18 protein-coding genes and 1 tRNA gene are annotated in these 17506 nt (G+C 68.8%); 9 read left to right on the top strand and 10 right to left on the bottom strand.

Annotated elements, in window-relative coordinates; genetic code table 11:
• Positions 1-36 precede the first annotated feature (36 nt).
• On the bottom strand, positions 37-2208 hold the full coding sequence (locus H7V21_RS06670; RefSeq protein WP_188056051.1) for a primosomal protein N': 2172 nt from the start codon (positions 2206-2208) through the stop codon (positions 37-39).
• Between the two features lie 310 nt (positions 2209-2518).
• Positions 2519-3172 carry a DUF2490 domain-containing protein gene (locus tag H7V21_RS06665; RefSeq protein WP_188056050.1) on the bottom strand — a complete coding sequence of 218 codons (654 nt, stop codon included), beginning with the start codon at positions 3170-3172 and terminating at the stop codon, positions 2519-2521.
• 111 nt (positions 3173-3283) lie between these two features.
• On the opposite strand from H7V21_RS06665, the gene fsa reads away from it, so the two are divergent.
• Both fsa and H7V21_RS06655 read left to right on the top strand, forming a co-directional pair.
• Complete coding sequence (fsa, locus tag H7V21_RS06660) at positions 3284-3937, top strand: fructose-6-phosphate aldolase (RefSeq protein ID WP_188056049.1); 654 nt, start codon at positions 3284-3286, stop codon at positions 3935-3937.
• Positions 3938-4144: 207 nt separating this feature from the next.
• Positions 4145-5035, top strand: coding sequence for a tyrosine recombinase XerC (locus H7V21_RS06655; RefSeq protein ID WP_188056048.1), 891 nt, complete (start codon positions 4145-4147; stop codon positions 5033-5035).
• Here H7V21_RS06655 and H7V21_RS06650 read toward each other — a convergent pair.
• The 4 genes from H7V21_RS06650 to rsmI form a co-directional block, all read right to left on the bottom strand.
• A complete protein-coding gene (locus tag H7V21_RS06650) occupies positions 5020-5637 on the bottom strand; it encodes a DedA family protein (protein WP_188056047.1) in 618 nt (205 codons plus the stop codon). The two genes, H7V21_RS06655 and H7V21_RS06650, sit on opposite strands and share 16 nt — an antisense overlap.
• Positions 5638-5643: 6 nt before the next feature.
• Positions 5644-6600, bottom strand: coding sequence for a glutathione synthase (gshB, locus tag H7V21_RS06645; protein WP_188056046.1), 957 nt, complete (start codon positions 6598-6600; stop codon positions 5644-5646).
• Positions 6601-6662: 62 nt separating this feature from the next.
• Positions 6663-7016 (bottom strand): YraN family protein, encoded by a 354-nt coding sequence (locus H7V21_RS06640; protein WP_188056045.1) that lies wholly within the window; start codon positions 7014-7016, stop codon positions 6663-6665.
• On the bottom strand, positions 7013-7843 hold the full coding sequence (gene rsmI / locus H7V21_RS06635; protein ID WP_188056044.1) for a 16S rRNA (cytidine(1402)-2'-O)-methyltransferase: 831 nt from the start codon (positions 7841-7843) through the stop codon (positions 7013-7015). The genes H7V21_RS06640 and rsmI overlap by 4 nt, the downstream gene beginning before the upstream one ends.
• Before the next feature lie 11 nt (positions 7844-7854).
• On the opposite strand from rsmI, the gene H7V21_RS06630 reads away from it, so the two are divergent.
• Positions 7855-9060 (top strand): penicillin-binding protein activator, encoded by a 1206-nt coding sequence (locus tag H7V21_RS06630; protein ID WP_188056043.1) that lies wholly within the window; start codon positions 7855-7857, stop codon positions 9058-9060.
• Positions 9061-9318: 258 nt separating this feature from the next.
• Here H7V21_RS06630 and hemW read toward each other — a convergent pair whose 3' ends face one another.
• Both hemW and H7V21_RS06620 read right to left on the bottom strand, forming a co-directional pair.
• A complete protein-coding gene (gene hemW, locus H7V21_RS06625) occupies positions 9319-10476 on the bottom strand; it encodes a radical SAM family heme chaperone HemW (RefSeq protein ID WP_188056042.1) in 1158 nt (385 codons plus the stop codon).
• Positions 10477-10495: 19 nt separating this feature from the next.
• Positions 10496-10569, bottom strand: a tRNA-Gly gene (locus H7V21_RS06620).
• Positions 10570-10671: 102 nt separating this feature from the next.
• Here H7V21_RS06620 and hisS point away from each other — a divergent pair.
• The 5 genes from hisS (at position 10672) to H7V21_RS06595 (ending at position 15196) form a co-directional block, all read left to right on the top strand.
• A complete protein-coding gene (hisS, locus tag H7V21_RS06615; RefSeq protein ID WP_188056041.1) occupies positions 10672-12018 on the top strand; it encodes a histidine--tRNA ligase in 1347 nt (448 codons plus the stop codon).
• Positions 12015-13091: a peptide chain release factor 1 gene (gene prfA / locus H7V21_RS06610; RefSeq protein ID WP_188056040.1), complete on the top strand. Its 1077-nt coding sequence runs from the start codon at positions 12015-12017 to the stop codon at positions 13089-13091. The genes hisS and prfA overlap by 4 nt, the downstream gene beginning before the upstream one ends.
• Positions 13088-13399: a hypothetical protein gene (locus H7V21_RS06605; protein WP_188056039.1), complete on the top strand. Its 312-nt coding sequence runs from the start codon at positions 13088-13090 to the stop codon at positions 13397-13399. The genes prfA and H7V21_RS06605 overlap by 4 nt, the downstream gene beginning before the upstream one ends.
• Positions 13396-14211 carry a peptide chain release factor N(5)-glutamine methyltransferase gene (prmC, locus tag H7V21_RS06600; protein WP_188056038.1) on the top strand — a complete coding sequence of 272 codons (816 nt, stop codon included), beginning with the start codon at positions 13396-13398 and terminating at the stop codon, positions 14209-14211. The genes H7V21_RS06605 and prmC overlap by 4 nt, the downstream gene beginning before the upstream one ends.
• Positions 14212-14467: 256 nt before the next feature.
• Positions 14468-15196 carry a DUF4167 domain-containing protein gene (locus H7V21_RS06595; protein ID WP_188056037.1) on the top strand — a complete coding sequence of 243 codons (729 nt, stop codon included), beginning with the start codon at positions 14468-14470 and terminating at the stop codon, positions 15194-15196.
• Between the two features lie 66 nt (positions 15197-15262).
• On the opposite strand, the gene H7V21_RS06590 is transcribed toward H7V21_RS06595, so the two are convergent.
• Positions 15263-15562, bottom strand: coding sequence for a hypothetical protein (locus H7V21_RS06590; protein WP_188056036.1), 300 nt, complete (start codon positions 15560-15562; stop codon positions 15263-15265).
• A gap of 66 nt (positions 15563-15628) precedes the next feature.
• Here H7V21_RS06590 and H7V21_RS06585 point away from each other — a divergent pair, with 66 nt between their 5' ends.
• Entirely contained in the window at positions 15629-16057 is a 429-nt protein-coding gene (locus H7V21_RS06585) for a CBS domain-containing protein (RefSeq protein WP_188056035.1), read from the top strand.
• 3 nt (positions 16058-16060) lie between these two features.
• Here the strand turns inward: H7V21_RS06585 and H7V21_RS06580 are convergent, their stop codons facing one another.
• Positions 16061-17428 carry an oligosaccharide flippase family protein gene (locus H7V21_RS06580; RefSeq protein ID WP_262504071.1) on the bottom strand — a complete coding sequence of 456 codons (1368 nt, stop codon included), beginning with the start codon at positions 17426-17428 and terminating at the stop codon, positions 16061-16063.
• Positions 17429-17506 lie beyond the last annotated feature (78 nt).

The following is a 17506-nucleotide window of genomic DNA, read 5'->3' as shown; positions in this document are numbered from 1 at the left end:
GCTGCCGGTTCAACCCGAGGACTTTCCACGACGCGATCACAGAAAGCTGTACGGATCGACGTCCACCGTTACGCGAACTTTCGCGTTCCGGCCGACGCCGTCGAGCCAGGTGCGGATCACATCCTGCACGTCGAACGTGCGCTTTGCATGGACGAGCAGCCGAAACCGGTGGCGGCCACGCAGCATCGCCAGCGGGGCGGGCGCCGGCCCGAACACCATCATTTCGTCCAGCTGCGGCGCGCTGCGACCGAGCATCCGCGCGGTTTCCTCGGCAGCGGCGCGATCTTCCGAGCTGACGACGATCGCGGCATAGCGGCCGAACGGCGGGGCGGACGCTTCTCGCCGCGCCTCGGTTTCGGCGGCGTAGAAGGCTTCGCCGTCGCCGGTCACCAGCGCCCGCATCACCTGCGCGCTGGGCTGGTGCGTCTGAATGAGGACCGTACCGGGCTTCTCGCCGCGTCCGGCCCGCCCGGACACCTGCATGATTTGCTGGAACGTGCGTTCGCTCGCGCGCAGGTCGCCGCCGTCGAGCCCCAGGTCGGCGTCAACGACGCCCACCAGCGTCAGATTGGGGAAATGATATCCCTTTGTGACGAGCTGGGTGCCCACCACGATGTCGATCTCGCGCGCTTCCATTCGCCGCACGAATTCGGCGGCCTTGGCGGGGGACCAGAGTGTGTCCGACGTGACGATCGCAGTGCGCTTGTCCGGGAACAGGTCGCGTACTTCGTCGGCGATCCGCTCGACGCCCGGCCCGCAGGCAACCAGCGTGTCCTCGCTTTTGCATTCCGGACAGAGCTTGGGCGTCGGCGTGTTGTGGCCGCAATGGTGGCAGGCCAGCCGGCCGGTCAGCCGATGCTCGACCATCCATGCGGTGCAGTTCGGGCACTGGAACCGGTGGCCGCAGTGGCGGCACAAGGTAAGCGGCGCATAGCCACGGCGGTTCAGGAACAGCAGCACCTGCTCGCCGCGCTCCAATGTCGCCGCCATTCCCTTCACCAGCCGGGGCGCGAGCCACCGCCCCCGCTCGGGTGGCTCCTCGATCAGATCGATGGCTTCGATGTGCGGCAGTTCGGCCGCGCCATAGCGGCCGGGCAGCTTCAACTCCTCATAGCGGCCGAGCTCGACCTGGCGGCGCATCTCGATCGCCGGAGTCGCGGTCGCGAGGACGATGGGGCATTTCTCGAACAGGCCGCGCATCACCGCCACGTCGCGCGCGTGATAATGGACGCCGTCCTCCTGCTTGAAGCTCGTCTCGTGCGCCTCGTCGACGACGATCAGGCCGAGATCGGCGTAGGGCAGGAACAATGCAGAGCGCGCGCCCACCGTCACGAGCGCCTCGCCGCTCGCGATCGCGCGCCATGCGCGGCGGCGCTGCGACTGGCGCAGGTCCGAGTGCCAAGCGACCGGCGCGCAGCCGAAGCGCCTTTCGAAGCGCGTCAGGAACGGCTCGGTCAACGCGATCTCGGGCAGCAGCACCAATGTCTGCTTTCCCGCAGCAAGCGCTGCCGCGACCGCTTCGAAATAGACCTCGGTCTTGCCCGAGCCGGTGACGCCGTCGAGCAGGAACGGCTGGAAATCCGCTGCCCCCACCGCCTGGCGCAGGATGCTCGCGACATCGCTCTGTTCGGAGCTGAGGTCCGGCGGGGCGAACTGCGGGTCGGGGCGCGGATAGGGCGTGTCGGTTTCCACTGTCACGGCCTCGATCGCACCTGCTTTCACCAGGCCGCGAATCACGCCGTCGGAAACGCCCGCGATCGTGGCGAGCTCGCGCACCAGCCCCTGCCGGTCGCCGATCCGCTCGAGCGCCTGCTCGCGTTGCGTCGTCATCCGCTCGGGCACGCTGCCCGTCGCGCGGTATTCGACGATGGTGGGCGGTCCCTCGAACGCTGCCGAGGTGCGCAGCGCCATCGCCAGCACCGCGGCCGGGGGCGCGAGATAATAGTCGGCGGTCCATTCGACGAGGCGGCGCAGCGGCGCAGGGATCGGCGGCGCATCGCTGACCGCGACCAGGTTGCGCAGGCGGTTGTCGCCGACTTCCTCGGCTGGCAGCCGATCCGGTTCCCACACCACGCCCGCCAGCTGCCGCGGCCCGAGAGGGCAGACGACGATCGACCCGGGCTCGACGTGCATTCCCTGCGGCACGCGATAGTCGAGCGGACCCAGTGCGGAATTGAGGACGAGAACGCGAGCGCGCGGGCCGGGCATGGGGGCGATGTAGGGGATGCGTGCGGGAAGGGGAACGGATCAGTTCCGCGGCCCCAACCGGCACGAATGCCGCGGTATGGGGATACCCGAACGCACTGAATGCAACGGTACGTCCCCCATGGCCCGCGGCGCCCGGCAGGCGATCCGTCTCCTCGGCTCCCCGCTCGATCGAGTCGTCGAACGGCGCAGGAGCCGCGGTGAACGCGCAGGGCTGTGCAGCATCGATGTCCTCTCCTCGCGCCGGGCCGGGGACTCGTCAGATATGCCGTTTCGGGGGGTGTAGGACAGCGTTTTTTTCAAGCGCCCCGGATCAGAAGCCGAGCGCAATCCCTGCCGTCACCACATGTGCCATTCGGTCGCGCGCTCCGTCGCGGCCGAACCCGTACTGGTTGAGATATCCCACGCTGCCGCGCATCCGCCCGACCAGCGGCGCAGCGACCGCGATCGAGTTGCGCATGCGGAACAGCCCCCGCTGCCGGTTCCAGTCGGCGGATGTCCCGATGAAGCTTTCGTGCGCAACCGACAGCCGCGTGCCATCGCGATTCAGCGGGAGACTGTAGGCGATCTGGGGGCGGAGACGAAAATGCACGTCATCGCCGTCGTTGCGGAATCGCTCCTCCAGCCGCAGTTGCCCGCGCAGCGTTCCCCCCGCCACGCGTGTGATCGGAAACGCCACCTGCTGGCGCAGCCGGTGTTCGCGAATCGCGGGGCCACCAACGCTGCGGCTGTGCTGATACCCCGCGCCCACTGAGACGCCGCCGACCTCGTGGCTGAGCATGAAGCCGAGGATCGATTCGTCGAGCCCGGAATCGTCGAACCGGAATTCGCTCTCGAGCCCGAGCTCGGTGGCGCTTCCCAGCGCCACGTCGGCGTCGGCCGAGAGCCACAGAAGCGCCTCGGTCTCCTGCGCCTTCGCCGGGGTCGCTGCCAGGACCAACAACGTCAGAATGGCGAGCGATCGCATTCTCTCTCCTTCTCCGGGTGTGCGCGTGCCTGCGCTCGGCTATAGAGGCGACGAGCATGCGGGGCCAAGCAGCGCGTCACGCAATCGTCACATATCTGCAAGAGAGATGTCATGAAATTCTTCGTCGACACTGCCGACACTGCCGAAATTCGCGACCTTGCCGCTTCGGGGCTGGTTGATGGCGTCACCACCAACCCCAGCCTGATTCACAAGGCGGGGCGCGACTTCCTGGAGGTGGTGAAGGAAATCTGCGGCATCACCGACGGGCCGGTCTCGGCCGAGGTCGTCGCGACCGACTATGACGAGATGATGCGCGAAGCGGAGATCGTGCGGAAGATCGCCGACAATGTCACAGTGAAGGTGCCGCTGACGATCGACGGGCTGAAGGCGTGCAAGAGCCTGACCGACGACGGCACGATGGTGAACGTCACGCTCTGTTTCTCGGCCAATCAGGCGCTGCTCGCGGCCAAGGCGGGCGCGACGTTCATCTCGCCGTTCGTCGGCCGGCACGACGATGCCGGCTTCGACGGAATGAAGCTGATTGAGGACATTCGCCTCATCTACGACAACTACCTGTTCGAAACCGAGATTCTGGTCGCCTCCGTCCGCCACCCGGTGCACATCCTCGAAGCGGCCAAGATCGGCGCCGACGTGATGACCGCGCCGCCCGCAGTGATCCGCCAGCTCGTCAAGCACCCGCTGACCGACAAGGGCATCGAGAGCTTTCTCGCCGACTGGGCGAAGACCGGTCAGACGATCGGCTGAGCCAGGCGTGCGCTTCTCCGCGAGGGGAAGGCACGCGGCCGGACTCGTGGCAGCAGGACATTGCCGCACCCTTCGGCCGGTCGCGAACAGCCGTAGAAATTGCTGTCGCGCAGAGGGGGCGCGTGTCAGGATCGCGTGCATGGCTAGGTTTGTGGCCTCTTCCGCACTGATCCGGGGCGACCCGCGGAAAACCATGCCGGCGCCCGCATGAACGCGCCGCTCCCCTTGCGCTATGCAGAGCATCTTGCCCGCGACCGGCGCCGCTCGGCGCATACCGTTCGTGCCTATCGTGCGACCGCCGAGCGGCTGCTCGCCTTTTTGCGCGATCACTGGGGCGGCGAGCCCGATGCCGCGGCGCTGGCGGCGGTCGGCGCGGCCGACCTGCGCGCCTATCTCGCGCATCGCCGCAGCGAAGGACTCGGCAACGCTTCGGCGGCACGCGAGCTTTCGGCGGTGCGCGGGTTCCTGCGCTTCGTTGCCGGCGAACGTGCCGAGCTGCCGCGGCTTCGCGGGCCGAAAGTGAAGAAGGGCGTGCCGCGCCCGATCTCGCCAGAGGAGGCAGTGGCGCTGACCGAGGAAGTATCGGAGGACGCCGCCGAACCCTGGATCGCGGCGCGTGACCTTGCCGTGCTGCTGCTGCTCTATGGCGCGGGGCTCCGGATCGGCGAGGCGGTGCGGCTCACCGGCGCCGCGCTGCCGCTGGGCGAGACGCTGCGGGTCACCGGCAAGCGCGACAAGACGCGGATCGTGCCGCTGCTGCCGCAGGTGCGCGCCGCGGTGGAGGAATATGCCCGCATCTGCCCTTATGGTGTCGCGGGCGAAGCGCCACTGTTTCGCGGGGCGAAGGGCGGGCCGCTGCCGCCCGGCGCGATTCGCAAGGCAGTGCGCAGGGCTCGGGTGCGGCTGGGGCTTTCGGAGCGTACCACACCGCATGCGCTCCGCCACAGCTTCGCGACTCATCTGCTCGGCCGCGGGGCGGACCTGCGGGCGCTGCAGGAACTGCTGGGGCATGCCAGCCTCAGCTCGACTCAGATCTACACCGCCGTTGATGCCGCACATCTGCTCGACGTCTATCGCAACGCTCACCCGCGGGCTTGACGCTCGGAACGCGGCTTCCAGGTGACGACGCGATAGATGTACCAGAGGATCATCGCCGCGAAGATCGCGATCGCCGCGGGGCCGATGTAGCTCTGGATGCGATCATATTGGGTGCCAAGGAAATAGCCCGCGCCCAGCAGGATGGTATTCCAGATCGCGCTGCCCGCCGCCGTGAAGAGCAGGAAGCGGCCGAACGGCATTTTCAGCATGCCCGCCGGGATCGAAATCACGGTGCGGCCGAACGGCATGAAGCGGAACAGGAACACAGTGACGCCGCCGCGGCGGCGGAAGTGGCCGTGGAGCTTCTCGACATCCTCCCACTCCATGGTGAACCAGCGGCCGTGCCGATCGACCAGCGGCTTGAGCCGCTGGTAGCCGAGGCGGCGGCCCACTTCGTACCAGCCGAGGTTGCCGAGCACCGTGCCGACGGTGCCGAAACCGAGCACCAGCCAGAAGTTCATGTCGCCCTGCGCCACCGCGATCCCGCCAAGGCCCATGATGACTTCGGAGGGGATGGGCGGAAAGATGTTCTCGAGCGCCATCAGGAACAGGATGCCCCAATAGCCCCCCGCGACGACGATGCTGATCGTGAACTGAGTCATGGCGGCTCAACGCCGTTCGGCGACCTTTCGTTCGATCGCTTCCCAGATCATCGCCGCGGTGTCGGTCCCGTTGAACCGGTCGATCGCGACGATTCCGGTCGGCGAAGTGACGTTGATCTCGGTCAGCCACTCGCCGCCGATCACGTCGATCCCGACGAACAGCAGCCCGCGCCGGCGCAGCTCGGGAGCGAGCGCGTCGCAGATCTCGCGTTCGCGGGCGGTAAGCTCGGTCTTCGCCGCCTTGCCGCCGACCGCCAGATTCGAGCGGATCTCGCCTTCGCCCGGGATGCGGTTGACCGCGCCGGCGACGGCGCCGTCGACCAGCACGATCCGCTTGTCGCCCTTGGCGACGCCGGGCAGGAACGCCTGCACCATGTGCGGCTCGCGATAGGCGGTGTTGAACACTTCGATCAGCGAGGAGAGATTCGCGCCGTCGGGCCCGATCTTGAAGATCGCCTTGCCGCCGTTGCCGTGGAGCGGCTTCACGACGATCTCGCCATGTTCGGCCAGGAACGCACGCGCCTCTTCGAGACTGCGCGTGACGAGCGTCGGCGGCATGAACCGCGCGTAATCGAGCACGAAGATCTTTTCGGGCGCGTTGCGGACGTGGAAGGGATCGTTCACCACCAGCGTCCGGTCGGCGATGCGCTCGAGCAGATGGGTGGCGGTGATATAGCCGAGATCGAACGGCGGATCCTGGCGCATGAGCACGACGTCGGCTTCGTCGCCGAGATCGAGCTTCACCCGTTCGCCCCGCGCGAAATGATCCCCCTCCACCCGCTGCACCGTCACCGGATGTGCGTCGGTCCAGACCCGACCGTTCGAATAATTCAGTGCTTCGGGCGCATAGTGGAACAGCCGGTGGCCGCGCTCCTGCGCCGCGAGCATCAGCGCGAAGCTGGAATCTCCGGCGATGTTGATCGATTCGAGCGGGTCCATCTGGACCGCGACGGTGAGTTGCATCGATTCTTCCTCTTGCCCCGCCGGAGTGGCCGAACGGCAGATAGGATCGGGAGCGCGGTTCGTCATCCGATCCAGGCATTTTCGATGTGGCGCGGCAGCTGGCCGGGGGCGACCAGCACCACGTCGATCCGCACATCCTCTCCCGCGGTGGCGTAGCGCGGCATCAGGATTTCCGCCGCCGCCGCGACGCGGGCGAGGCGCCGTTCGTCGATCGCATGGTCGAGCTCGGCGCCGGTGGCGCGGGTCTTCACTTCGACGAAGGCGATCAGATCGCCCTTGCGCGCGACCAGATCGATTTCGCCCGACGACGTGCGGACGCGGCGATCGAGAATCCGCCAGCCCTTGAGCCACAGATACCAGGCCGCGCGGCGTTCGCCGTCGCGGCCCCGCGCCTCGGCGGCGCGCCGATCGCTCATTTGAGCTCGAGCGCGCGGGCGTAGAGCGTCCGGCGATCGAGGCCGAGCCGCTTCGCCACTTCGCCCGCGGCCTTCGACGCGGGAAGGCGTGTGAGCGCCTCGGCGAGCGCGGCATCGGCATCCGCGGCGCTGGCGGCGGGCGCTTCGCCGGGCGGGCCGACGACGATCACGATCTCGCCCCTGGGCGGCGCATCGGCATAGCGCGCGGCCAGTTCGGACAGGCTGCCGGTGACGCATTCCTCGAACTTCTTGGTGATTTCGCGCGCCACCGCCGCCTCGCGATCGCCCAGGCCCTGGACAAGCGCGGCGAGCGCGGCGGCGAGCCGCGGGCCCGATTCGTAGAAGACGAGAGTCGCGCGCACCGAGGCGACTTCGGCGATCGCCTCGGCGCGCGCCTGCTGCTTTGCGGGAAGGAAGCCGAGGAAGAAGAAACGGTCGGTCGGTAGCCCGGCGAGCGTGAGCGCCGCGATCCCGGCGCAGGGGCCGGGGATGGTGACGACGAGATGGCCGGCGGCGCGGGCGTCGCGGACGAGCTTGTAGCCGGGATCGGAGATGAGCGGCGTGCCTGCGTCCGACACGAGCGCGACTGCCTCGCTCGCCATTCGGGCGATCAGGCCGGGGCGAACCGATTCGGCATTATGATCGTGATAGGGGGTCATCGGGCGCCTCGTGCCGATGTGGCGGAGCAGCCCGGCGGTCACGCGGCTGTCTTCCACCGCGACTAGATCGGCATTCCGAAGTATCTCCGCCGCGCGCGGAGACAGGTCGCCGAGATTGCCGATCGGCGTGGCGACGATATAGAGACCAGGCGCAAGTACGGCGTTCATCGGAGAGAGTCATGGCAGAAGCCGCATCGAAGCCGCAACGGGGAGTTCTGGGCGCGTTGCGCTGGACGGCGCTGGGATTCGCCGCGTTGGTGGCGGGTTGCGCCTCCGGGCCGCGCGTGATTCCCGAGGGGCCGCCGCCGACGATCGAGCGCCCCGCCGAGCGAGCGGCGCCGCCGCCGGTGCAGCCGGGACTGCCGCAGGACGAGGAACGTCACCGCGTGGCGCTGCTGGTGCCGCTTTCCGGGACGAATGCCGGTGTCGGCCAGTCGATCGCCAATGCGACCATGCTCGCGCTGCTCGACACCAACAGCGATCGAGTGCGAATCACCAGCTACGACACCGCGACCGGGGCCGCCGAAGCCGCCCGCCGCGCGATCGCCGACGGCAACGGCCTGATCCTGGGGCCGCTGCTTTCCGAGGACGTGCGCGAAGTGGCGCCGATCGCACGCGCCGCGGACGTGCCGGTGCTGAGCTTTTCGAACGATACCAGCGTCGCCGGAGACGGCACCTATCTGCTCGGCTATGTTCCCACCCAGTCGATCGAGCGGGTGGTGAATTACGCGCGGCAGAACGGCGTGACGCAATATGCCGGGCTGATCCCCGGCGGCCTTTATGGCGAGCGCGCCTCGACTGCGTTCGTTCGGGCAGTGGAGGACGCCGGCGGCGAAGTGACCGCCATGGAAACCTATGACTCGCGCCCCGGATCGATCACGTCGGCCGTCACTCGGCTGGGGCGCAATCCGTTCGCCGCGGTGCTGATCGCCGGCACCGGCAACAGCGCCATCGCCGCCGCGCCGCTGATCCGGCGTACCGAAGGGGGCAGCGACGCGCGCCTGCTGGGCACCGAATTGTGGAACACCGATTCGTCGATCGGATCGAACGACGTGCTGGACGGCGCCTGGTTCGCGAGCGTGCCCGACAATTACTATCGGCAATATGCCACCAAATATCGTACCCGCTTCGGCTCGGCGCCCTATCGCCTGTCGACGCTCGGCTATGACGCGGTGCTGCTGACCGTGCGGCTGGCGCGCGACTGGCGCGTGGGCCAGGCCTTTCCCGAGCAACGGCTGCTCGACCGTACCGGTTTCGCCGGGCTGGACGGCGCGTTCCGCTTCGGCCGTGACGGAGTGGCGGAGCGGATGCTCGAAGTGCAGGAAATCCGGGATGGCCAGACCGTGACCGTATCCCCCGCGCCGGCGAATTTCGAAGGCCGCTGAGCGCCGCCTTCGCCGAAGCAACGATGATTCGGGGCGGGCCATCGGCGCGCCCCGTTTCGTGCCTGCCGCTCGCGAACCCACGCATTTCTCCCGAAGGTCACACTAAGGTCGCACCTCCGCGCGGGTGCGCGCCCGCCCGCGCGCGCCTGCGCGCGCCTGCGCGAGAGGCGGCAGGATAACGGAACGTATCAGGAACAGGTGGTGTAGGACAGCGGATTTTCGCCAGCCGTCGAATCGCGGCAACACACCGCCGGGCCGTCAGCCGTCGACGACCGCGCGGAGGATCGCTTCGAGCACGGGCATTCCCGCATCGGTAGCGGCGAGGCGCGTGCCCGAGCGCGCGAGCAGGCGCTGCGCGACGAGCCGGTTCACTGCGGCGTCGTCGATCGGAGCCGCGCCGCCCGCAAGCGCGGCGATCCGCGCGAGATCGACGCCTTCAGCAAGCCGCAGCCCCATCAGCAGCGCCTCGACCGCCCGGTCGCGGGGAGCGAGCGGCTCTTCCGTTTCGATGCCGTGTCCGTTGCGGGCGAGCGCCGCCATCCAGTTTTCGGGCTTCTTGCGCCGGAAGGTGGCGAGCCCGGTGCGGCGACCGTGCGCCCCCGGGCCAACGCCTGCATAGTCACCATAGCGCCAATAAGTGAGATTGTGCCGGCTTTCGGCGCCGGGGCGCGCGTGGTTCGAAATCTCATAGGCGGGGAGCCCCGCCGAGGCAGTGATCGCGCGAGTCGCTTCGAACAGATCGGCCGCGGCATCGGGATCGGGAATGGTCAGATCGCCCCGTGCCGCGAGGGTGGCGAAGCGCGTGCCGGGTTCGATGGTGAGCTGATAGAGCGACAGATGCTCGGTGCCGAAGGCGAGCGCGCGGGCGAGCTCCGCCTCCCACGCGCCGAGCGACTGGCCGGGGCGGGCGTAGATCAGATCGAAGCTGGTGCGGGCGAACACCGACTGCGCGGTTTCGAGCGCGGCGAGCCCCTCCGCCACGCCGTGCGCACGGCCGAGGAAAGCGAGCGCATCATCGTCGAGCGCCTGGAGCCCGAGCGAGACCCGATTGACCCCCGCGGCGGCGAGATCGGCGAAGCGCGCCGCCTCGACCGAGGAGGGATTGGCTTCGAGCGTGATCTCGATGCCCGAATCGACGCTCCAGTGACGCTGCGCCGCGGCGATCAGCGCCGCGACCGTTTCGGGCGGCATCAGCGACGGCGTGCCGCCGCCGAAGAAGATCGAGCCGAGCCGCCGCCCGGGCAGCAGCGCCGCCTCATGCGCGAGATCGGCGAGCAGCGATTCGCGCCACGCGGCCTGATCCACACGCTCGCGGACATGGCTGTTGAAGTCGCAATAGGGGCATTTCGAGACGCAGAACGGCCAGTGGACGTAGAGCGCCAGCGGCTCGGGAGCGGGGGAAGGGTGCGTCGCCATGGGATGCGGAAGGCCGCGCTGGAGCGGGTAGCGGGAATCGAACCCGCGTATTCAGCTTGGAAGGCTGCTGCACTACCATTGTGCTATACCCGCCCAAGCGCGGAGACCGGGAAGTAGCGGCACGCGGCCCGCTGTTCAAGACGGCAACGCAGGTTCTGGCGCTTCGCGCGACACTCGCCTAGATGGTGCGGCTTCATGGCACGCATCGAAACCCCCAACCGCATTCGCGGCACGCAGGATATTTTCGGAGACGAGCAGCGGCGCTTCGCAGCCGTGCTCGAGACGTTCGAGCGCGTGCGGCGCCTGTTCGCCTTCCAGCGAGTCGACGTCCCCGTCTTCGAGGCGACCGCCGTTTTCGCGCGCTCGCTGGGCGAGACCACCGACGTGGTTTCGAAGGAGATGTACAGCTTCGAGGACCGCGGCGGCGATTCGCTGACGCTGCGGCCCGAGTTCACGGCGGGCATCGCGCGCGCCTATCTGACCGAAGGCTGGCAGCAGCATGCGCCGATGAAGCTGGTGACGAGCGGGCCGGCGTTTCGCTACGAGCGGCCGCAGAAGGGCCGGTTCCGCCAGTTCCACCAGCTTGACGCCGAGATCCTGGGCGCAGGCGAGCCGGCGGCGGAGATCGAACTGCTGACCTTCGCGAGCCAGCTGCTCGACGAGCTGGGCATCGGCGACGAAGTGACGCTGCAGCTCAACACGCTGGGCGATGTGGAGACGCGCGACGCCTGGCGGGCGGCGCTGGTGGCGCATTTCGAGAGCCGCAAGGACGAGCTTTCCGAGGACAGCCTGGCGCGGCTGGAGAAGAATCCGCTGCGCATCCTCGATTCGAAGGATCCCCGCGACCGGCCTGCGGCGGACAGCGCGCCGGACATCGACGCGTTTCTGACCGCGGAGGCGCGCGGCTTCTTCGCGGCGGTGACGGCGGGGCTCGACGCGGCGGGAGTGGCATGGACGCGCAATCCGCGGCTGGTGCGCGGGCTCGACTATTATCGCCATACCGCGTTCGAGTTCGTCACCGATCGGCTGGGCGCGCAGGGCACGGTGCTGGCCGGCGGGCGCTATGACGGGCTGATCGAACAGCTCGGTGGACCGCCGACGCCCGGTATCGGCTGGGCGGCGGGTATCGAGCGGCTGGCGATGCTGGTGAGCGAACCGGCGCCCGAGCAAATCGACGCGGCGGTGGTGCCGATGGGCGAGGCGGCGGCGGTGCGCGCGCAGGAGGTGATCGCCGGGCTGCGTCGCGCCGGGGTCTCGGCCGACATGGGCTTTCGCGGCAACATGAAGAAGCGGATGGCGAAGGCCAATGCGCAGGGCGCGCGCTTTGCCGTGATCCTGGGCGACGACGAGCTGGAACGCGGCGAGGCGGCAGTGAAGGACCTCGCCTCGGGCGAGCAGATGAGCGTGCCGCTCGACCGATTGGCGGTGGTGGTTGCCGACATGGTCATCGAAGCCGAGCTGCGCGCCGAGGGCGACGACGCGAGCGAGCGGCTGATCGAGGCCGGGCTGGTGCGCCGGGGGGACGAGGCGCAGCCGCGATGATTCGCATTCCGGCCGATCGCATCGCCGCCATCGAGGCGCGGCGCGACGAATTGCAGGCGATGATGGCGACCGGCGACTTGCCGGGCGACCGCTTTGTCGAGGTTTCGAAGGAATATGCCGAGCTGGAGCCGGTCGCGCAGGCGGCGGGCGAGGTGCGGCGGCTGCGCGCCGAGGCGGAGAGCCTGAAGGCAATGACGCGCGACGGCGACGCCGAGCTGCGGGCACTGGCTTCGGAGGAATTGCACGCGAACGACTCGCAGCTCGGCGAGGCCGAGCGCCGGCTGGCGCTGGCGCTGCTGCCGCGCGACGCCGCCGACGAGCGGCCGGCGATGCTCGAGATCCGCGCCGGGACCGGCGGCGACGAGGCGGCGCTGTTCGCGGGCGACCTGCTGCGCATGTATCAGCGCTATGCCGACAGCCGGGGGTGGAAGGTAGAGCTGATCTCCGCATCGCCGTCCGAAGCGGGCGGGTTCAAGGAAGTGATCGCATCGGTCGAGGGACGCGGGGTGTTCGCGCGGCTGAAGTTCGAAAGCGGCGTGCATCGCGTGCAGCGCGTGCCCGCGACCGAATCGGGCGGGCGCATCCATACCTCGGCGGCGACGGTGGCGGTGCTCCCCGAAGCCGAGGACGTCGACGTGCAGATCGAGGAGAAGGACCTGCGGATCGACATCTATCGCTCGTCGGGCGCGGGCGGCCAGCATGTGAACACCACCGACAGCGCGATCCGCATCACCCATCTGCCGACCGGCATCGTCGTGACGCAGCAGGACCAGCGCTCGCAGCACAAGAATCGCGAGAAGGCGATGAAGGTGCTGCGCACGCGGCTCTACGAGACCGAGCGCGAGCGCAAGGCGAACGAACGCGCGGGCGCGCGCAAGTCGATGGTCGGCTCCGGCGACCGTTCGGAGCGCATCCGCACCTATAATTTCCCGCAGGGACGCGTGACCGATCATCGCATCAACCTGACGCTGCACCGGCTGCCCGAGATATTGGAGGGCGAACTCGACGAACTGATCGGCGCTCTGACCGCGGAGGACGAGGCCGAGCGGCTGGCGCAGCTCGACACGGCATGATCTTCGCAAAGAAACAGAGCGACCTGGCACGCGCGCTGGTGCTGCACCTGGGCTTCGACCTGACGCCGACTCCGCAGGAGGATTTCGCGCGCGTCGAGGCCAAGCTGGGCAAGAAGCGCGCCGAGAAGGTGCGGCCGCAGCTCGATCGGGTGCTCGACCAGCTGGCGCGGTTGCAGCCGAACTGGGACCGGATGACTCTCGACGAAGCCGCGCACTGGGCGGCGGCCGAATTGCAGGAGCGCTGGCCCGAACTCGATGCGCGCGCCTATGCGGCGATCGTCTGGGCCGCGAGCTACGGGTGGAAATGACCGCGCGCGCCGCGCTTGCGGAAGCGGCGCGGCGGCTGGAGCCGGTGAGCCGGACGCCGCGGCTCGATGCCGAATTGCTGATGGCGCATGCGCTGGGCGTGGAGCGCGAGGCGCTGCTGCTCGGCCGGCTGGGCGATCCGGCACCGGCAGCGTTCGAGCCGCTGGTCGCTCGGCGGCTGGCGCGCGAACCGATCGCTTATATCCTGGGCCGCCGCGCCTTCTGGACGATCGACGTCGAAGTGGGCCCCGGAGCGCTGGTGCCGCGGCCCGACAGCGAGACGCTGCTCGAGGCGGCAGTGGCGCATTTCGGCGAGCAGGCGCCGGCGCGCGTGCTCGACCTGGGGACCGGGCCGGGAACGCTGCTGCTCGCCGCGCTCGATCAATGGCCGGGCGCGCAGGGGCTGGGCATCGACCGCTCGGACACGGTGCTCGCCTATGCGCGGCGCAACGCGGCGCGGCTGGGCATGACGGAGCGGGCGCGGTTCGCCCGCGGCGACTGGGCCGCGGGAATCGACGCACGGTTCGACCTGGTGCTCGCCAACCCGCCCTATATCGGGACGGACGAGGCGCTGGACGAGAACGTCCGGCTGCACGAGCCGCACGAGGCGCTGTTCGCCGGGGCGGACGGCCTCGACGCCTATCGCGTTCTGGTGCCGCAGATCCCGCGATTGCTGGCGGCGGGCGGAGTTGCGGCGGTCGAGATCGGCGCGGGCCAGGCCGAGGCGGTGCGCGCGCTGGCCAGGACGGCCGGGCTGTCGGCCGAGGTGCGCCTCGACCTTGGCGGGCGGCCGCGCGCCGTGATCCTGACTTGAACCGCAAGGAAAAGGTCACATATTTCCGCTTGGAGATTGGTGCGGCGCGGGCTAAGGATGGCCTCGGGGCAGGCACCTTCAACCAAGTTGTTGAAATCAGGGCGCTGGCCCAATCCATGTCATGCGAGCCGCTGCAGTCCGGTGGCCATGGCACGCGGATCGCGCGGAGCAAGGCTGCGCGCGCCGCCGGGAGTACTCGCATCCGGGATCGCTGATGCACCGACGGACCGACTATTAAAGACAGGATACCGAGACCTTGATGAACAATCGTCAGGCCGGCCGCCGGCGCGGTCGTGGCGGGCAGCGCTCGCCGAACAGCCCGAACCGGGGTGCAGACGGCAATCGCATCGACAACCGCGCCCGCGGCAATGCCGCCCAGCTTCTCGAGAAGTACAAGAATCTCGCGCGCGACGCGCAGATGCAGGGCGATCGCGTGAACTCGGAATATTATCTCCAGTTCGCCGACCATTATTTCCGCGTGCTCAACGAGAACCGCGCCCGCTTCGAGGAAAACAACCGCCGCCAGCGCGACGATTCCGACGAGGACGAGGAATATGAGGCGGAGGGCGACGGCCGCCGCCAGGACGAGCAGCGCGCCGACGAGGATCGCGGCGACCGCAACGAGCGCGGCGACCGCAACGAGCGCGGCAATCGCGGAGACCGGAACGAGCGCGGCGACCGCGCCGAGCGTGGCGAACGCCGCAACGGCCGAGCCAACGGCCACGCCAACGGCGCCGAACAGCGCGAGGGCCAGTCGGACGAAAGCGAGCGCAACGAAGCCGGCTCCGAAGAGGCGCCCAAGCGCCGCCGCGGCCGCCCGAAGCGCGACGCCGCCGAGGCCGAAGCGCCCGCAGGCATCGACGCCGACCGGCTGCCGCCGTCGCTGGGTGCCGAGGATGGCGAGGAGGCGCCCAAGCCGCGTCGCCGCCGCACCGCCAAGCCCAAGGCGGAAGGCGATGGCGAGAACGTAACCTCCGCCGCCTGATCGCCTGCCGATCGAACCATCAGCGCCGCTCCGGTACCTGCCGGGGCGGCGCTTTCGATTCGGGTCTCAGTCGATGTCGACTTCGCCGGCAAGCGGATCCTCGACCCGCGCGTCGTGGCCCGAGCCGGAGCTGAGGAACATCAGCCCCATCAGCGCGGCGGTGAGCATCACGGTGAAGAAGACGCCGAGGATCGTGGCGATCACCGTATGGAGAGTGAGTTCGCCCAGCGACCACCACAGCGCCGCCACGGAAACCGCGGCCGCCAGCGCGGCGGCAAACGCCATCCAGCGGAGAATGCGGCGAAATCGGCCCCATGCGAAAGCGGCATACTCCGGATCGTCGAGGTTCGGTTCGCGTTCGGTCATGTTTTGCAATTGGGCCAGAAACGTGGAATCCTCAATCACCTAACCACGGATTGAGGAGCACGGGCGATGACCATCGCGGCAATCCTGGGCGGGAAGGGGCACGATGTGGTCTCGATCGCCGGTGATCGGACCGTCAGGGAAGCCGTCGCGTTGCTTGCGTCGCGGCGGATCGGCGCAGTCCCGGTGATGGACGGCGCGGGAGTCGTCGGGATCTTTTCCGAACGCGACGTGATCTATTGCCTCGAACGCGACGGCGCGGCGACGCTCGATCGCCCGGTCCGCGACGTGATGACCGCCCCGGCGATTACCGTCGCTTCGCAGGAAGACGCGCTCGACGCACTTTCGCTGATGACCCGCCGGCGCATCCGCCACCTGCCGGTGGTCGATTCGGGCCGGATGGTCGGCTTCGTCTCGATCGGCGATCTGGTGAAATACCGGATCGAGAAGATCCAGTCCGAAGCGGCGGCGATGCGCGACTATATCCAGCAGGCCTGAGCCTCAGCGGTTGCGGATCAGCGCGACCATTTCCTTCACCATCGCGCGCGCGAAAACCAGCAGCGCGGCGCAATAGGCGGCGGCGCCGGCGGCGGCGAGCAGCGCGAGATGCGCCGGCGTCGCCATCGGCGGCAGCACGGAATCGAGCAGTACGACGACCGCCGCCATCGCGAGCGCGGCGAGCACCGGCGGCGCCACCGCTTCGATCAGCGCCCGCGGCCGAACGCCGATCACCGGCAGCGTGCGCCAGGCAGTGATCGCCAGAAAGACCGGATAGGCGACGAGCCACGCTGCGGCGAGGCCGAGCAATCCCCAATGCAGGCCAGCGAGGAAGGCGAGCGGAAGCAGGATCGCGCCGATCATCGCGTTGCGCGCCGCCACGCCCGGCCGGCCGCAGGCGTCGCTGGCCGGCGCGAACAGCACCTGGAGCGTCATGAACGGCATCGCGAGTGCCAGCAGATGGACGACGGGAATCGCCTCGCGCCACTTTTCGCCCAGCACCGTGAGCACCAGCGGCTCGGCGGTGGCGGCGAGGCCGAGATAGAAGGGCATGCCGACGAGCATCACCAGCCGCGCCGCCGTGGTGAAGGCGCCGGCGGCGGCGCGGCGATCCTCCTGCATCCGGGAATAGGCCGAGAAGGCGACTTCGTTGAGCGGCGGCACGAATTTGGCGACGAAGATCTGCGCGAGGAACAGGCTGGTCGTATAGATGCCCAGCAGGTGCGGATCGAACACCCGCCCGGCGATGAACACATCGGCCTGGCTCTGGAGGAACCAGAAGATCTGCCCGGTCGCCATGATGCCGCCGAATCGAATCATGTCGCCCGCGCCGCGGAAATCGAAGCTGGGCCACATCAGCGTGCGCGCCGCGATCGTCATGCCCAGCGCCCGCACCCCGAACAGCACGATCGGCGCGAGCACGAGCGTCCAGACGCCCAGCCCCGCGAGCGCGCCCGCGAGCGCGGCGACCGCGCCGGCGACGGCCGAGACGAGATTCACCTGCGCCTGCTTCTTGAAGTCCATCGCGCGCGCCAGCAGCGCATAGGGAAGGGCGATGAACGGAGTCGCCAGATAGAGCAGCGCCTGCACGCGCAGCAGATCGGCGACGATCGGCTGGCGATAATAAGCGGCGGCGAGGGGAGCGAGCGCGACCTGGGCGAGCGCGAGCGCAAGATTGAGCAGCAGCAGCAGCCCGAAGAGCTGACGCTGCGCGTGCCGCCCCGCCTCGCGCCGCTGGATGAGCGCGCTGGCCAGGCCATAGCCGTTCAGCATGTTGAGCAGGACCAGCACGACCTGAGTCATGGCGAAGAGGCCGTAATCGCTGGGCGAGAGGATTCGAATCACGAGGAACGTGGAGGCCCAGGTGATCATCTGACCGAGAATCTGGGTGCCCGAGCGCCAGATCACGGCGCTGCGGACCTGATTCCGCAGCGATTCGGGGGGGCGATT

The organism is Sphingosinithalassobacter sp. CS137 (genome assembly GCF_014334115.1).
Lineage (GTDB): Bacteria > Pseudomonadota > Alphaproteobacteria > Sphingomonadales > Sphingomonadaceae > Sphingomonas.
This window is presented reverse-complemented; position numbering and strand designations above follow the sequence as displayed.

What these genes read in the sequence shown, in the direction of transcription:
- H7V21_RS06590 (WP_188056036.1), bottom strand. Translation starts at nt 15,562, where the DNA reads ATGACCGAACGCGAACCGAACCTCGACGATCCGGAGTATGCCGCTTTC.
- hemW (WP_188056042.1), bottom strand. Translation starts at nt 10,476, where the DNA reads ATGGCGACGCACCCTTCCCCCGCTCCCGAGCCGCTGGCGCTCTACGTC.
- H7V21_RS06630 (WP_188056043.1), top strand. Translation starts at nt 7,855, where the DNA reads ATGGCAGAAGCCGCATCGAAGCCGCAACGGGGAGTTCTGGGCGCGTTG.
- H7V21_RS06580 (WP_262504071.1), bottom strand. Translation starts at nt 17,428, where the DNA reads ATGATCACCTGGGCCTCCACGTTCCTCGTGATTCGAATCCTCTCGCCC.
- fsa (WP_188056049.1), top strand. Translation starts at nt 3,284, where the DNA reads ATGAAATTCTTCGTCGACACTGCCGACACTGCCGAAATTCGCGACCTT.
- H7V21_RS06650 (WP_188056047.1), bottom strand. Translation starts at nt 5,637, where the DNA reads ATGACTCAGTTCACGATCAGCATCGTCGTCGCGGGGGGCTATTGGGGC.
- prmC (WP_188056038.1), top strand. Translation starts at nt 13,396, where the DNA reads ATGACCGCGCGCGCCGCGCTTGCGGAAGCGGCGCGGCGGCTGGAGCCG.
- prfA (WP_188056040.1), top strand. Translation starts at nt 12,015, where the DNA reads ATGATTCGCATTCCGGCCGATCGCATCGCCGCCATCGAGGCGCGGCGC.
- H7V21_RS06665 (WP_188056050.1), bottom strand. Translation starts at nt 3,172, where the DNA reads ATGCGATCGCTCGCCATTCTGACGTTGTTGGTCCTGGCAGCGACCCCG.
- H7V21_RS06605 (WP_188056039.1), top strand. Translation starts at nt 13,088, where the DNA reads ATGATCTTCGCAAAGAAACAGAGCGACCTGGCACGCGCGCTGGTGCTG.
- H7V21_RS06670 (WP_188056051.1), bottom strand. Translation starts at nt 2,208, where the DNA reads ATGCCCGGCCCGCGCGCTCGCGTTCTCGTCCTCAATTCCGCACTGGGT.
- H7V21_RS06585 (WP_188056035.1), top strand. Translation starts at nt 15,629, where the DNA reads ATGACCATCGCGGCAATCCTGGGCGGGAAGGGGCACGATGTGGTCTCG.
- gshB (WP_188056046.1), bottom strand. Translation starts at nt 6,600, where the DNA reads ATGCAACTCACCGTCGCGGTCCAGATGGACCCGCTCGAATCGATCAAC.
- H7V21_RS06640 (WP_188056045.1), bottom strand. Translation starts at nt 7,016, where the DNA reads ATGAGCGATCGGCGCGCCGCCGAGGCGCGGGGCCGCGACGGCGAACGC.
- rsmI (WP_188056044.1), bottom strand. Translation starts at nt 7,843, where the DNA reads ATGAACGCCGTACTTGCGCCTGGTCTCTATATCGTCGCCACGCCGATC.
- hisS (WP_188056041.1), top strand. Translation starts at nt 10,672, where the DNA reads ATGGCACGCATCGAAACCCCCAACCGCATTCGCGGCACGCAGGATATT.
- H7V21_RS06655 (WP_188056048.1), top strand. Translation starts at nt 4,145, where the DNA reads ATGAACGCGCCGCTCCCCTTGCGCTATGCAGAGCATCTTGCCCGCGAC.